Below are 14,818 nucleotides of genomic sequence, written 5' to 3' on the forward strand. Positions count from 1 at the left end.
AAGAAAACACCCCATGCATAGCATGAGGTGTTATTAGCATAAGCAAATATTCGACTAACCCTTGTCAGCACCAGCAGTAATTCCGTTTACATAGAACTTCTGCATGAAGATGAACAAGATTGTAATAGGGATAGCAATGATTACACATCCAGCAACGAATTGTGCAAAGTATGCAGTGGCGTTACCTTTAGCTGTGTGAACCATGTTGTAAAGTCCATAGGCAATGGTGTAGTTCTTAGCATTACCTGAAGTTGATAAGATAATACCTGAGAAAATGAAGTCTGTCCATGGTCCGATGAAAGCTGTCAAAGCAGTGTAAACGATCATTGGCTTGGATAGGGGTAAACCAATGTTCCAGAATACTTGCCACTTGGTAGCTCCGTCGATTTCGGCAGCTTCATCTATTGCCCGGGGAATAGTGTCAAAGAATCCTTTGGCAACGTAGAAACCAAGTCCGGCACCACCTACATAAACAAGGAGCAAACCGCCTAAGTTAAGCATGTTCAAACCTTTTAAGATGTAGTACAAAGCGATCATAGACATGAAGCCTGGGAACATTCCTAAAACCAAAGCAATTTGCAAGAATGGCTTTCTAAGCTTGAAACGTAATCTTGATAATACGTAGGCAACTGTGATTGTTAAGAATGTTGAAATTACCATTGAAGCTAAAGAGATAATCAAAGTATTGATAATCCAGTTGACGAATGGATACTGAGGATTAGTAAAGATTCCAACATAGTTTTTCAGAGTGAATTGTTCAGGCCAGAAGGTTGAAACAAATCCAGTGTCGTTATATGAAAAGCTGGCTAAGATGATCCATACAATTGGTAAAATCCAAAGAACTGCCAAAATAGTTAAGAGGATATACCGGAAGATCAGTGAGAGCCGTCTTTGATTTGAATATGACTTCATGTTCTATTAGCCCTCCTTGAAAGCATTAGTACGTCTATATGCGATTAATGAGAATGTCGCACTAATGATAAAGATTAAAATACCTAATACCGCAGATGCGTTGTAACGTTGTTCCTGACCGAATGTCAAGTTGTACAACCACGTTACTAGCAAGTCGGTTGAACCCGCACCGTTGTAGTTATTGTTCATTGGTGCACCACCAGTCAACAGGAAGATAACATTGAAGTTGTTGATGTTACCGATGAATTGTTGAATCAATGATGGAGCCATTACGAATAGAATTTGTGGGAAAGTGATTGAACGGAAAATTTGTACGGCGTTGGCACCATCGATTCTTGCAGCTTCAATTTGATCTTGGGGTAAGTTTTGAATAATCGCAGTTGAAACTAACATAGAAACTGGGATACCAATCCACATGTTAACAATAATTACCGTAATACGAGCCATCAATGGTGAAGCTTGGTTATCAATAAAGTGAATTGGGTGGCTAATCCAACCAAGGTTCATCAAAATACCGTTTAAAGCACCTTGGTAGTCCAAGAATTGTGCCATCATCAATAAGGAGACAAATTGAGGCACAGCCCAAACAATAACGAATATTGTTCTCCAAAATCCCTTATGCTTAATACCCTTAGATTCGATCAAGAGAGCTAACAACACGCCAAAGAAGAAAGTGGTTGCTGTAGCAGCTACGGCCCAAATTAGAGTCCATCCTAATACTGGGAAGAAAGTACCTGCTAATTCACCATTAAGCACGTTTCCAAATGCCTTGAAGGCAGTCCATGAAAAGGCGATTGGGTGTTGGCGATCGTAGTTAGTGAAGGCCATTGAAATCATGAACAGAGTTGGCAAAATGTTGAAGAATAAGATACCTAATACAGGCAATACCATCAAAGTGGTATGTAATCTACCATCAAACAAGCTTGCTAATTCTTCACGGTTAGTTGCAAGATGTTCACCATCACGCTGCAGAATGTAGTTGTGACGTGTTGAACGCAAGTTGACAATGTAAAGGTAAATCATACCAATACAGATCATAATTGCTAACACACCAAAGAGCAGAATCAAAACTGAGTTAGATGGTTGTTTAGTTATATAAACGCCTTGCGCAGCGTCATATACAACTTTCTTTTCTTTAATTGTTCCTAATGTGGTTAACATGCTCAAAGCTGACGTACCACTAAAGATAAACCAAAGAATGAAGACGATTTCTGATAATAAAAGTGAAATTCCTTTTACCCATTGTTTATTGGCAAGGGCTTGACTACCCATTATGATAAAAGATAATTTGGTAGCTGCATTTCCTTTAGTCCATACCTCTCGATAAGTCGCTTTAGGAGCTACATGCTTTTTCTTTTTAAACATAACTTCTCCTTCTCTTAAGCGAAAAGGTTGGACTAAATATTTGACCAACCTTTGCTTATGCTTTAAAACTTACTATTTCTTTTCGATGTTCTTAGCAAATTTTTCAAGTTGAGCCTTGTATTGTGCAGGCTTAATCTTGCCATCGTAAGCACCACTGATTAATGGAGCTGCACCGTTCCAGAAGGCAGCCATTTGTGGAAGCTTAGGCATCAATACTGAGTTCTTACCTTGTTCGATAACTGCTTCTGCAACTGGGTCACTCTTAACTGCGCTTGATTCAACTGCTGACTTAAGAACAGGAATTTGACCAGCGTGTTCGTGAACGATCAATTGTGCCTTCTTGTTAGTAATGTATGAAGCTAATTCTGAAGCAGCCTTAGCACTCTTAGTGTGTGAGTTAACTGCGAAGCCTTCGATACCAAGGAATGCTTGCATTTGAACCTTCTTACCAGCAATAGTGATAGTTGGGTACTTAGCAACTGCAAAGTCCTTGCCCAAGATCTTCTTGATGTTAGCAGCGTTCCAAGGACCATCTAAGATAGCTTGAGCGTTGCCCTTCTTCAATTGGTTCAAAGCGTTTGAAGTTTGCATTACACCCTTGTTGTTCTTTTGAGCTGCGAACCACTTCAAACCGTTGATACCTTCTTGTGAGTTGATAGTTGAACCCTTAAGGTCTTCACCGTTGTCACCGTACAACTTAGTACCTGCTGAGAAGAATACTGGGTACATTACGTAAGCATTAGTAAAGTCAGTAGCAACTACACCCTTCTTAGTCAAAGTGTCCCAATCCTTAACATCGCTAGCTGAAAGCTTGGACTTGTTGTAGTAGATAGTTTGTGCTTGTTGTGCGTATGGGAATGCGTAAACCTTGCCCTTCCAAGTTACACCCTTAACAGCAACATCTACGTAGTTAGCTTTAATGTCCTTAGTAGCATCTGGTGAAAGTGGGTTGATGTAACCAGCTTCAGCCATTTGACCTAATTGGTCGTTAGGAACTTCAAATACGTCTGCGGCCTTTGAAGGGTCCTTACCAACGTCAGTCTTAGCGTTTGCTGAACCGTTAGGACTTTGAGTTACGCGAACCTTAATGTTCTTGTGAGTCTTTTGGAAGTCCTTTACGATGTCCTTGTAGTATGATACTTGTTCAGTATCTACCCAAAGAGTCAAGTTTGCCTTTTCATCACTGCTCTTGCTGCTTGATGATGAATCTGATGATCCATTTGAACAAGCTGCTAATGAAAGTGCTGCTAATGCAGCTGTACTACCCAAAGCTAATTTTTTCCAAAACTTCATGATTTTCCTCCTAAAAATCAATAAATATTCTTACTCTTACTAACGCAGTTACATTCTGCTATTTGTAAGCTTTAATTAAATACCTCGGCTTAGTTTACGATTGCCTCGGTGGTATCCTTGTCGAAGAAGTGAGCCTTGTTAACATCAAAGCCCATCTTCACCTTGTCGCCAGGCTTGTGGTAATCACGAGCGTTCACAATAGCAACAAATTCAGTTCCGTTGATCTTTTGGTAGAGCTGAATAGTTGCACCCAAAAGTTCTGAAACGACAACTTCTGATTCAATTACAGCGTCTGGCCAAGTTTCAAGGAAGGCCTCTTCGGAGTGAATGTCTTCTGGACGAATTCCGAATACTAGATCCTTGTCAGCGTAACCCTTGTCTTCAAGCATTTTGGCCTTACCAGATGGGATAGCGATATCTAATCCCTTACCGTCAGAAATGCGACCGTCTTTGTAGTGAACGTTAAAGAAGTTCATTTGTGGCGATCCGATAAAGCCGGCTACGAACATGTTTACTGGCTTGTTGTAAACTTCAAGCGGGGTGCCGATTTGTTGTACCTTACCTACTGACATAACGACAACTCTGTCTGCCAAAGTCATGGCTTCAGTTTGGTCGTGAGTTACGTAGATAGTAGTAGTTCCAAGTCTTTGGTGAAGCTTGGCAATTTCAGCACGCATTGATACACGAAGCTTTGCATCTAGGTTTGACAAAGGTTCGTCCATCAAGAAGATAGGTGCGTCACGCACGATCGCACGTCCCAAAGCTACACGCTGTCTTTGACCACCGGAAAGTTCACCTGGCTTTTTGTCAAGGTAATCTTCCAAGCCTAAGATCTTAGCAGCATTCTTCACTCTCTTGTCGATTTCATCTTTTGCGTAGTGACGAAGCTTCAAACCAAAGGCCATGTTGTCGTAAATGGTCATGTGTGGGTACAAAGCGTAGTTCTGGAATACCATCGCAATGTCGCGGTCCTTTGGAGCCACATCGTTCATTACTTTGTGGTCAATTTCCAAAGTACCTTCTGAGATGTCTTCAAGTCCAGCAACCATTCTCAAGGTAGTTGACTTACCACAACCGGAAGGACCAACGAAAACGATGAATTCCTTTTCCTTAATGTGCAAATCAAAGTCATTTACTGAGTTTCTGTCATTTCCTGGATATCGTTTATAGATATGATTTAAATCAACTTCAACCATAGGCTCCCTACTTTCTCTTACTACTAAATACTTCCGTTATTTGCTTTAAGTCTAGTTCAGCCGTAGTTGGAACAATGTAGTCGGCTTCTTTCAAAAGTTCGCTGTCACCAATTCCAACTGCAAATTGCTTAGCTGCCTTGATTGATGCAACACCAGCTGCTGCATCTTCAAAGCTGACCACTTCGTCTGCTTCAAGGCCTAAGATTTCTTGTGCCTTGATGTAGATTTCTGGATCTGGCTTACCCTTGCTTAAGGTTGCTGGATCAACAATGCCATCGAATTGTCCCATGATTCCCAACTTGTTAAGAATCTTTGGTGCATTCTTAGAAGCTGACGCAATTGCCATCTTCAATCCTTGCTCTTTAGCATCTGCCAATAATTTAGGAATTCCTGGCAAAATATCTTCAGGAGTCATTGTTTCAACTTGTTCGAGGAACTTAGCATTCTTTTCAGCTGCAAACTTTTCTTTTTCTGCTTCTGAATACTTGTCTTCTTGACCGCCATATTTCAAGATCAATTCCAATGAATCCATTCTTGAAAGTCCTCGTAAGCCATCAAGTTGAGCATCAGTTAAAGTAATGCCTAATTCTTTGGCTAAGTTGTTCCATGCCCCTAGATGGAATTTAGCTGAGTTAGTCAAAACTCCATCAAGATCGAATAACAATCCTTTAAGCATTGATTGTTTCACCTTCCTTAAGTTCTACTTCCTTACCGCTTACTAGAACTGGTAAGTTTTCACCCTTGATCAAAGTCAACTTGCTGCCAGCTTGATCAACTTCTACTTGGATCAAACGATCGCGGTAGTTAATCTTAAAGCTGTACTTATTCCAGTCATCAGGAATAAATGGCTTGAAGCTCAATTGGTCGTTGTTGTAACGCATTCCAGCAAAACCTTGAACGATTGCCAACCATGAACCACTCATAGAAGTGATATGCAAGCCATCAACAGTATCGTTATTGTAGTTGTCAAGGTCAAGACGAGCTGTTCTTTGGTACAATTCAACAGCCTTTTCCTTCTTGCCAAGTTCTGCTGCCAAGATTGAGTGAATACATGGAGAAAGTGAACTTTCGTGAACTGTCAATGGTTCGTAGAAGTCGAAGTTCTTTTCCTTTTGTTCCATAGTGTATTCATCATTCAAGAAGTAGATACCTTGCAAAACATCAGCTTGCTTGATAAATGGTGATCTCAAGATCTTGTCCCATGACCAGTGTTGGTTAATTGGACGTTGACCTTCAGGAATTGAGCTTACTGGACGAATGTCTTTGTCTAAGAAGTCATCTTGTTGCAAGAAGATTCCTAAGTTCTTGTCTTCGCCCAAGTACATGTTGTCAACAATGTCTTGCCACTTAGCCTTTTCTTCTTCAGTTACGTTTACTCTCTTTTGAGCTTCTTCAGTAGCCTTAGGCAAACGTTCCAAAGTGTACTTGATCAACCATCTTGCCATGGTGTTAGTGAACCAGTTGTTGTTGACGTTGTTTTCGTATTCATTTGGACCAGTTACGCCGTGAATTACGTACTTGTTGCGCCACTTAGAGAAGTGAACGCGGTCTGCCCAAAAGCGTGCAGTTCCAACCAAGACGTCCATACCTTCATCTTTGACGTAAGATTCATCACCAGTGTAGTTAGTGTATTGGTAGATGGCAAATGGGATATCTGCGTTACGGTGAATTTCTTCAAAAGTAATTTCCCATTCGTTGTGGCATTCAACACCAGTGAAAGTTACCATTGGGAACAATGCACCTGCTAAGCCCTGTTGCTTAGCGTTGTGGTAAGCACCTTCCAATTGGTCGTGACGGTATTGAAGCAAAGCCTTAGTTACTTCTGGCTTAGTGATGCCTAAGTACATTGGAACAATGTAAGCTTCTGTATCCCAGTAAGTTGCACCGCCGTACTTTTCACCAGTAAAGCCCTTAGGGCCAACGTTAAGTCTTTCGTCTTCGCCGTAGTAAGTCATGAAGAGTTGCAAGATGTTGAAGCGGATACCTTGTTGAGCAGCTTCGTCACCTGCGATTACTACATCACTCATGTCCCAACGCTTTTGCCATGCTGCAGTATGGTCTGCCAAGTTTTCTTCAAAAGTCTTGCTTTGCAATTGAGCCATCAATTCTGAAGCCTTAGCCTTTTGATCTTCATCTGCTACATCGCGGCTAGTAACAACAATTACGTCCTTTTCAACTTCGTAGCTTTCGCCTTCTGCTAAGTGGATTGCAAAAGTTTCTGCTAATTTTGCTTCTTGGCTAGCTACTTCAGTAGTAACTGCTTGACCTTCATGACGCAAGCTTTCCTTAAGCAAAACTGTAAATTGTGGAACGCCAAAGTTGTTTTCCTTAGTCTTGACTTGGATAGTTCTTGCTTCTTGATCTTCTTCAATTGGCAGCCAGAAGTATTCATCGTAGTTACTGTCTTCGTTGACAACCTTGCCATCTAAAGTAGATTTGTATTCGATGTGTGCTTCACCTGAAAGAACAGTGGCCTTAACCTTGATTAAAGCTGCTTCTTTCAAAGTAATATGAAGGAATCTTTCAAATTCAAATTTTACTTTGACATCTTTGCCTTCATAAATGAAGCTTCTAGTCAACAAACCTTGGTGCATATCAAGTGACAATTCAAAGTCGCTGAAGTTAACCTTAGCTAAGTCTAACTTTTCGTCATTGATTGTGATTTCCAAACCAATAAAGCTTGGGGCGTTGATACTTTTACCAAAGTATTCTGGATAACCATTCTTCCACCAACCAACACGAGTCTTGTCAGGGAACCAAACACCTGCTAGGTAAGTTCCTTGAAGGCTGTCGCCTGAGTAGCCTTCTTCGAAGTTTCCTCTAAGACCCATATAGTCGTTACCAATTGCAGTCATACTCTCTTGCAATCGTTTGTCTTCTTCTTTAAATTGATGAGTTACAACCCGCCAAGGGTCGATTTCAAAAATTCGTTTCATTATATCTTTATTCTCCATCGGACTCATTTGTTTACGGTTTTATTATGTACTAGCTGAAAACGCTTTACAATAGGAAAACGACTGTTACCGGTATCAGAAAAAAGCGTTTACAAAAGATAAGTGCAAAAAAAGGCGCTGTGGCGCCTTTTCTGCATTTTTATTCAAATACAATGGCAAAACCATCACAAGCTAGCTTGCCATCAACCAAGTTCTGACTCAAAACGGCGTTTTCCTTGAATTCATGGGCTTTGTCGGTGGTATTGAAGTAAGCAGTGATCTTTTCATCACCGGTTCTTTCTACCTTAATTAGGCCTGAATTTGTTACAGACATAACAATGTCGCCATGACCTAAGGTTGAGTGACTATTTCTGAATTCAATCAAGTCGTGAACACGATGCCATACTGGTCCATCGATCTTGTCCCAGTCCATTGGCTTGCGGCAGTCTGGATCGTTATCGCCGCTCATACCCATTTCTGTACCATAGTAGATACATGGAGAGCCTGGTTGCATAAACATGAAGCAGACAGCTTGCAAGGCTAAATCTTGATTGCCATTAGCAACAGTCAAGATTCTGGCTGTATCATGTGAGTCAAGCATGTTCATCATTGCATGGTTAGTGTTGTCGCGGTAGAGCATTAATTGATCAGTTAAATGTTCAGTCAAATCTTGAGCTGACATCTTCTTTTGGAAGAAGTGATCTTCAATTTGCAAAGTATATGGGTAATTCATTACGCCAGTAAATTCATCCCCATTAAGCCAAGGTCTAGCTGAGTGCCAAATTTCCCCAACAATATAGAAGTCTGGCTTGATTGCAACTAGAGCATCGTGGAATTTTCTCCAGAAGTGGTGGTCGACTTCGTTAGCAACATCAAGTCTCCAAGCGTCAATGTCAAAGTACTTCACCCAGTAAGTTGCAATGTTTAATAGGAAGTCTTGCACCTCCTTGTTAGCAGTATTGAGCTTAGGCATATGTGGCTCAAAGGCAAAAGTTTCAAATGGTGCATCGCCTTCGCCCTTGCTTGGATCGCGGTATGGCTCAACTGGGAAGGAATTGATGTGGAACCAATCTACAAAGCGAGACTTTTCGCCATTTTCTACAACATCTTGCCATTGCATTGACTTATAGCCTAAGTGATTAAAGACTGCGTCAAGCATTACTTTCATTCCACGCTTGTGGGCTTCACTGACCAACTTGCTAAACAAGTCCTTGTCGCCGAAGTTTGGATCGATTTCCAAGTAGTCGATTGTGTCGTACTTGTGGTTGGAGCTAGCCTTAAAGACAGGGCAGAAGTAAATACCGCTAACGCCTAAACTCTTAAGGTAGTCCAAGTGATCAATCACCCCTTGCAAGTCTCCTCCATAGTAGTCTTCTCTGCCAGGATGGTCTTCTGGATTCCAAGCCTTAACACCTGCTGGGTCATTAGACTTGTCGCCATTAGCAAAACGTTCTGGGAAAATTTGGTACCAAACAGTATCGCTAACCCAGCTAGGAGTCTTGACCATATCAATGTCATGCAAGTATGGAACCTTGAAGTAAGAGCTATCTGCTAGCAAATTCTTTTGGCTGAATTCGCTAATGCCGCGGTCACCTAAAATTACGCGTTCGCCATTTTGGTCAACAACTTCAAAAGTGTACTTCAAGCGGTGATATGGAGCAGTCAAAGTAGCTGCCCAGTGGTCGCTGACTTGTCCTTGGCCGCTTTTGGTCAACTTAATTGATTGATCAGTTTCAGGTGATAAATAGTTATCAGTATAATGGGCAATAATTTCCTTAATGTCGCCCTTAGCAGTATGTACTCTTACTCGTACATGACTGTGATCAACTACAAAACAATCTTCGCTTTCTGTTCTGTGACGTAATGCTGCTAGTTGCATTTGAATAATTACCTAACCTTTTCCTTTTCTTAAAACTACGCCTGAATAAGGCATTAATGTCAATTTGTTGTCTGTCTTGTTGTAACTGCCCGCTGCTAGCAATTCCTGATCATAGCCCTCAGGCAAGTCTACAGTGAGTTTTTCTGGGCTAAGAGAAACTGCTACGATTGCGCTATCGCCCTGATTATCGCGCTGATAAATGTAAGAATTCTTATCAGTGGTCAATAAGTAGTAGCTACCTTGCTCAAAGAGCTCGGTCTGTTTCAACTTAAGCAGTTGACGATAGAAATTAAGCATAGAGTTATCATCAGCTTCTTCGCTATCAACACTGGCTGTATCAACCTTTTTGCCCACAATCCATGGCGTAGCCTTGCTAAAGCCGCCATTTTCTTCGTCAGTCCAAGGCATTGGACCACGGGCTGGCAGTTTGTGAACCAAGCTGGCCATTTTAATTGCTTCTTCTTTAGTTTTGCCGGCTTTTATAGCTGATTTAATAAAGCTGTCGACAGTTTGGTCAGCAAATTGCTCAGCTGAATCAAACTCTAAATTCTGCATCCCTAATTCTTCGCCATAGTAGATGATTGGAATACCGCGCTGCAAGTACATCAACATTGCTAAGCTCTTGGCTTGGGTGTCATTTTTGGTAAGTCTAGTTCTGGTTCTAGCCATATCGTGGTTGCTCAAATATAAAGTTGGCTGCGATACGCCAGCCAAAGTCTGTTGCCAGATGGCTTGATTTTGCTTAAAGGCAACTAAATCAAGCTCTTTAGGTTGATATTGCGCTGAAAAGCTTGGATCTAGCTTGCTATCATCTTCAGTAAAGTAGCGGAAAGTTACCACGCTATCCATCAATTCGTTGCGCTTAGCAGTATAATCAACCGCCAAATTGACGCTGGCGCTGGCTGCTTCGCCTAGTAGCAATGTTTCTGGATAATCTTGTTTGATTTGCTGACAAAATGCCCGCATCCACTCTTGAACTTGTGGCAAATTAGCGAAAAATGGTTCTGCGATGACTGGTTCATCGCTACCATCTTCATTTGGAAAACTTTGTCTTAAGTCAGCTTTAGCAATATGAATAAAAGCATCTAGCCTCAAGCCATCGATACCCTTTTCTAGCCAGTATTCGGCTATTTCAAGCATTGCATGGCGAACTTCATAGTTGTTCCAATTTAAGTCGGGCATTTTTTTGTCGAACAAGTGGAAATAAAATTCGCCTGTGCCAGCAGGATCTTCTTCCCAAACGCTGCCACCAAAGAAGCTGCCCCAGTTGTTTGGACGCTTGCCATCTTTACCAGCAAAAATATAGTAGTCGCGGTAAATGCTGTCAGGATTACTGATTGCGTCTTGGAACCAAGGGTGTTGATCTGAAGTATGGTTCAAAACGAAGTCCATGATGACCTTGATTCCAGCTTCATGAAACTTCTCAATTAGATTTTCCATATCCTCCATTGTTCCCATATGCGGATCAATGGCAAAGTAATTCGATACATCATAGCCATTATCTACTTGAGGAGAAACGAAGATTGGATTAAGCCAAACAGCATTGACGCCTAGCTTTTTCAAGTAAGAAATTCGCTTGGTAATTCCGTTTAAATCGCCGATGCCATCATTATTCGAGTCTTGAAAAGACTTAGGGTAAATTTGATAAATTATTGCGTTGTCATACCAATGTGCCATAGTTTTTTCCTCCTGCGTTAAGTCTGAAGGATTATGTTATCGGTTTCAAGACCTTTTGTCGATGTTATCGGTATCAAAAAAATGGCCGCTTTTTTGAGGTCAAATAAAAAAGACCTCACTATTAGTGAGATCCAATCATTATCTAGTTGAGCCGCGTCTAATTAAGGTTGGCTTAATTAGCACTTCGCCTTGTGGCGAGCCCGATTGAGCAATTTTTTGCAGTAGCATCGTAGCTAGCAATTCGCCCATCTCAAAGATAGATTGGCGAATGGTGGTTAGTTTTGGATTGGCTACTTGATCCAAAAAGACCCCATCAAAGCCAATTACACCAAAGTCATCTGGCACCTTAGCTCCTTCTTCTGCAAGCTGCCGCTCAACGCCTAGAGCAATTCGGTCACTAGCACAGATAAAGCAAGTATCTTTCTTGAATTCTTTAAAGTGTTCTTTGATTAGGTCTTGGGCTGCATGACTATGATTGCCAATTCTAAAGATCTTCGGAATCAGCTGATTCTTCTGCAAAGTGTTGATGTAACCAGCTTCTCTTGAATATTCAAACGGCTCTTTCAAGTCGATGCCGATGAAAATGATATTCTTGTATAAACGCGACAAGGCATATTCTGTCGCCATCTTAACGCCTAATTGATTATCCGTATCGACAAAATCAAAACCGCGGTGATTTTCGCCAAATAAGATAAAAGGCTTATCTAATTGATCGAACATATCATAGTCGCTGCTTCTTGCCCCAGTAATAATATAGCCATCTGAGCGCCCAGCTTCGATCTGCTCAGGGTCAGTTACCAATTGAAAAGCATACTGTTTCTTAGTCAAGCCTTTAGCAACGCCAAAGAGCAGGTTCATATAATAAGGTTCAGTGGTATCAATATCCTCCAAAGTAACGAATTTCACGACATTGGTTCGATTGTTGACCAAGGCCTGGGCAATCGAGTTGGGATGGTAGTTGAGCGTGGCCATGGCGCTTTCAACTAAGCTCCGCAACTCTGGCGTTACTTGTTCAGGGTGATTAATCACCCGTGAAACGGTCATTTTCGATACATTTGCAGCTCTAGCTACATCTGAGAGTGTTACCATATCAATTCCTATTCTAAGTATAATTTCTTCAACTGTTCAAGATCCTTGGAACTAAAGCCCAATTCTTTCTTGAAAAAGTTCTCAAAACTGCCCCAGCCAGCCCTAATCGTCTCGGTTATTCCTAAAATAGCCTTGCCTTCGCCATGAGTGACGTTCATCCTGGCCACCATTTCTGAAATTTCATCATTGCTTGGCAACTGTCTTGAGCGGGCAAAGTCATAAAGCTGATTGGTCAAAAGATAGTCCCCAGCAATAGTGTCGTCTGGAACATCTAAGGCCATCAAAATCAGGGCAGTCATCATCCCTGTTCGATCTTTTCCTGCGCTGCAGTGATATACCAAGCCATTTTCTGCTGGCAAAGCTAGCAATTCTTGGAAAACCTTGCGAAATTCTTCTTGACTATGGGTATTGAGCAAGGTGTTTTGATAAATTCTACCAATAAAATTATCCTGTAAATCTGGCAGATGGTGAAAGAAGCGATAAAGCTTATTGCCGGCCTTGTCTTCGCTAAGATCATTCGAATATAGCGGTACGTCAACAAACTTGGCCCCAGCCCATAAATTATCTGGAGCCATGGTCTTTTCGTAATCTGATCGCAAATCGCAATCCACGCTGACCTTCAACTTAACCAATTTAACCTTGTCGCGGACGCTTAACCGACTTAGAGAATCTGAGCGATAGATCTTGTTCCATTTGACATGCTTGCCATCCTTGTTCTCATATCCTCCAATATCTCGGAAATTTAGCGGTCCATCCAATTCAATAATTCTATCTTGTGTCATTTTGTCACCTAAATAAATAACATTCAACCAAAATTATACCTGAGTTAGCCCTTTTCTTTCAATAAAAAAAGGTGAGTTGCTACTCACCGTGGGCAAACACTTCGGTTGCCTTAACTGCACGCTTCCAGCCGCCGTACAATGCTTCGCGCTCTTGTTGGCCCATTTTTGGTTCAAAGGCTTGACCAATTACGAAAATATCCTTCAATTCACCGATATCCTTCCAGTAGCTGACGGCTAAACCGGCCAAGAAACATACACCCATACCGGTAGTTTCTAAGACCTTAGCACGTTCAATCTTTGTACCAAGAATGTCGGCTTGGAATTGCATCAAGTAATTGTTGTTTGATGCTCCGCCATCGACTCTCAAAGTTGGGATCTCAATGCCGGAATCAAGCTGCATGGTATCAACCACATCCCTAGTTTGGTAGGCTAAGGATTGCAAAGTTGCCTTGATCAAGTCATAATTGCTTGTTCCACGTGTAACACCAAAAACCGATCCCCGTGCTTCCGCATCCCAGTAAGGTGCGCCCAGGCCCGTGAAGGCAGGAACGACATAAACTTCGTTTTCTGATTTAGACTTCAAGGCTGCCTTTTCTGATTCTGGAGCTGACTTGATCATCTTCATTGAATCTCTTAGCCATTGAATAGCAGAGCCTGCAACAAAGACTGATCCTTCAAGGGCGTAGTTGACCTTGCCATCGATACCGTAGGCAATCGTTGTCAATAGATTGTGGTTAGAATCTGTTGGTTCTTGTCCCGTATTCATGACGATAAATGAACCTGTTCCATAAGTGTTCTTAACCATCCCTGGCTTTAGCGCTAATTGGCCAAACAAGGCGGATTGTTGGTCACCAGCCATAGCCGCAATTGGAACTTCGCCACCAAAGAAAGTATATGAAGTAGTGTAGCCATAAATTTCCGAATTTGATTTTACTTCTGGCAAGATTGCCTTAGGAATATTCAAGAGTTTCAAGATGTCTTCATCCCATTCTAGGGTATGAATATTAAATAACATCGTTCTAGAAGCATTAGTGTAATCCGTGACATGAACCTTGCCGGCTGTCAGTTTCCACAAGAGCCAAGTATCGATGGTGCCAAACATCAATTCACCCTTTTCTGCACGCTCCTGTGCACCTGGAACTTGATCTAAGATCCATCTAATCTTAGTTGCACTAAAGTAAGGATCAATGATTAAGCCCGTCTTTTGCCGAATTAAGTCGCTATAGCCATCAGCTTTTAACTTTTCGGCTAAGTCAGTTGTTTGTCTTGATTGCCAAACAATCGCATTGTAGATAGGACGACCAGTTTCTTTGTCCCAGATTACAGTCGTTTCACGTTGATTGGTAATTCCGATTGCCGCAATTTGATCTGGTTGAATACCAGAAGAAATGAAGGCTGTCGCAATTGTCGTTTGAACTGCCTGCCAAATTTCTTCAGCCTTGTGTTCAACCCAACCCGGTTGCGGGAAATATTGTGGGAACTCTCTTTGTGAAGATGCTAGTTCTTTTCCGTTGTGGTCAATAATCATTGCGCGCGTTGAGGTAGTACCCTCATCAATCGCCATAATATACTTTTCCGCCACAAATATCACTCCTTGTGTAAAAACGCTTTCCCTATCATTTTAATTGTTTTGGTCTATTTGTGAAAGTCTTTTGATCAATAAATTTTTAAGCAGTCAAGCTAACTGTTACA

Annotated in this window: 11 protein-coding genes; all 11 read right to left on the reverse strand. The window is 41.5% G+C overall.

Annotated elements, in window-relative coordinates; all coding sequences use genetic code 11:
• Positions 1–54: 54 nt before the first annotated feature.
• The 11 genes from BN53_RS00570 to glpK all read right to left on the reverse strand — a co-directional run bounded on the left by BN53_RS00570 (position 55) and on the right by glpK (position 14,708).
• Positions 55–912: a sugar ABC transporter permease gene (locus BN53_RS00570; protein WP_009558920.1), complete on the reverse strand. Its 858-nt coding sequence runs from the start codon at positions 910–912 to the stop codon at positions 55–57.
• Positions 913–918: 6 nt separating this feature from the next.
• On the reverse strand, positions 919–2,277 hold the full coding sequence (locus BN53_RS00575) for a carbohydrate ABC transporter permease (RefSeq protein WP_009558921.1): 1,359 nt from the start codon (positions 2,275–2,277) through the stop codon (positions 919–921).
• 72 nt (positions 2,278–2,349) lie between these two features.
• Positions 2,350–3,570 (reverse strand): extracellular solute-binding protein, encoded by a 1,221-nt coding sequence (locus tag BN53_RS00580; RefSeq protein WP_009558922.1) that lies wholly within the window; start codon positions 3,568–3,570, stop codon positions 2,350–2,352.
• 89 nt (positions 3,571–3,659) lie between these two features.
• Complete coding sequence (locus tag BN53_RS00585) at positions 3,660–4,766, reverse strand: ABC transporter ATP-binding protein (RefSeq protein WP_009558923.1); 1,107 nt, start codon at positions 4,764–4,766, stop codon at positions 3,660–3,662.
• Between the two features lie 7 nt (positions 4,767–4,773).
• Entirely contained in the window at positions 4,774–5,442 is a 669-nt protein-coding gene (pgmB, locus tag BN53_RS00590) for a beta-phosphoglucomutase (protein WP_009558924.1), read from the reverse strand.
• Entirely contained in the window at positions 5,435–7,702 is a 2,268-nt protein-coding gene (locus BN53_RS00595; protein WP_009558925.1) for a glycoside hydrolase family 65 protein, read from the reverse strand. The genes pgmB and BN53_RS00595 overlap by 8 nt, the downstream gene beginning before the upstream one ends.
• Positions 7,703–7,859: 157 nt before the next feature.
• Positions 7,860–9,578 (reverse strand): glycoside hydrolase family 13 protein, encoded by a 1,719-nt coding sequence (locus BN53_RS00600; RefSeq protein WP_009558926.1) that lies wholly within the window; start codon positions 9,576–9,578, stop codon positions 7,860–7,862.
• A 12-nt stretch (positions 9,579–9,590) separates the two neighbouring features.
• Positions 9,591–11,255, reverse strand: a complete 1,665-nt coding sequence (locus BN53_RS00605; protein ID WP_009558927.1) for an alpha-glucosidase — start codon at positions 11,253–11,255, stop codon at positions 9,591–9,593.
• Positions 11,256–11,393: 138 nt separating this feature from the next.
• Positions 11,394–12,344 (reverse strand): LacI family DNA-binding transcriptional regulator, encoded by a 951-nt coding sequence (locus BN53_RS00610; protein WP_009558928.1) that lies wholly within the window; start codon positions 12,342–12,344, stop codon positions 11,394–11,396.
• A gap of 8 nt (positions 12,345–12,352) precedes the next feature.
• The gene (locus tag BN53_RS00615; protein ID WP_009558929.1) at positions 12,353–13,126 is read right to left on the reverse strand and encodes a tyrosine-protein phosphatase; all 774 of its coding nucleotides are present in this window, start codon (positions 13,124–13,126) and stop codon (positions 12,353–12,355) included.
• A gap of 79 nt (positions 13,127–13,205) precedes the next feature.
• Positions 13,206–14,708, reverse strand: a complete 1,503-nt coding sequence (gene glpK / locus BN53_RS00620) for a glycerol kinase GlpK (RefSeq protein WP_009558930.1) — start codon at positions 14,706–14,708, stop codon at positions 13,206–13,208.
• Positions 14,709–14,818: the final 110 nt, after the last annotated feature.

Origin of the sequence: Lactobacillus pasteurii DSM 23907 = CRBIP 24.76, assembly GCF_000297025.1 — a bacterium.
In the GTDB taxonomy this organism is placed as follows: domain Bacteria; phylum Bacillota; class Bacilli; order Lactobacillales; family Lactobacillaceae; genus Lactobacillus; species Lactobacillus pasteurii.

Coding starts and splice junctions, on each gene's coding strand:
- BN53_RS00570 (WP_009558920.1), bottom strand. CDS start 912: ATGAAGTCATATTCAAATCAAAGACGGCTCTCACTGATCTTCCGGTAT.
- BN53_RS00580 (WP_009558922.1), bottom strand. CDS start 3,570: ATGAAGTTTTGGAAAAAATTAGCTTTGGGTAGTACAGCTGCATTAGCA.
- BN53_RS00575 (WP_009558921.1), bottom strand. CDS start 2,277: ATGTTTAAAAAGAAAAAGCATGTAGCTCCTAAAGCGACTTATCGAGAG.
- BN53_RS00615 (WP_009558929.1), bottom strand. CDS start 13,126: ATGACACAAGATAGAATTATTGAATTGGATGGACCGCTAAATTTCCGA.
- pgmB (WP_009558924.1), bottom strand. CDS start 5,442: ATGCTTAAAGGATTGTTATTCGATCTTGATGGAGTTTTGACTAACTCA.
- BN53_RS00585 (WP_009558923.1), bottom strand. CDS start 4,766: ATGGTTGAAGTTGATTTAAATCATATCTATAAACGATATCCAGGAAAT.
- BN53_RS00600 (WP_009558926.1), bottom strand. CDS start 9,578: ATGCAACTAGCAGCATTACGTCACAGAACAGAAAGCGAAGATTGTTTT.
- BN53_RS00595 (WP_009558925.1), bottom strand. CDS start 7,702: ATGAAACGAATTTTTGAAATCGACCCTTGGCGGGTTGTAACTCATCAA.
- BN53_RS00610 (WP_009558928.1), bottom strand. CDS start 12,344: ATGGTAACACTCTCAGATGTAGCTAGAGCTGCAAATGTATCGAAAATG.
- BN53_RS00605 (WP_009558927.1), bottom strand. CDS start 11,255: ATGGCACATTGGTATGACAACGCAATAATTTATCAAATTTACCCTAAG.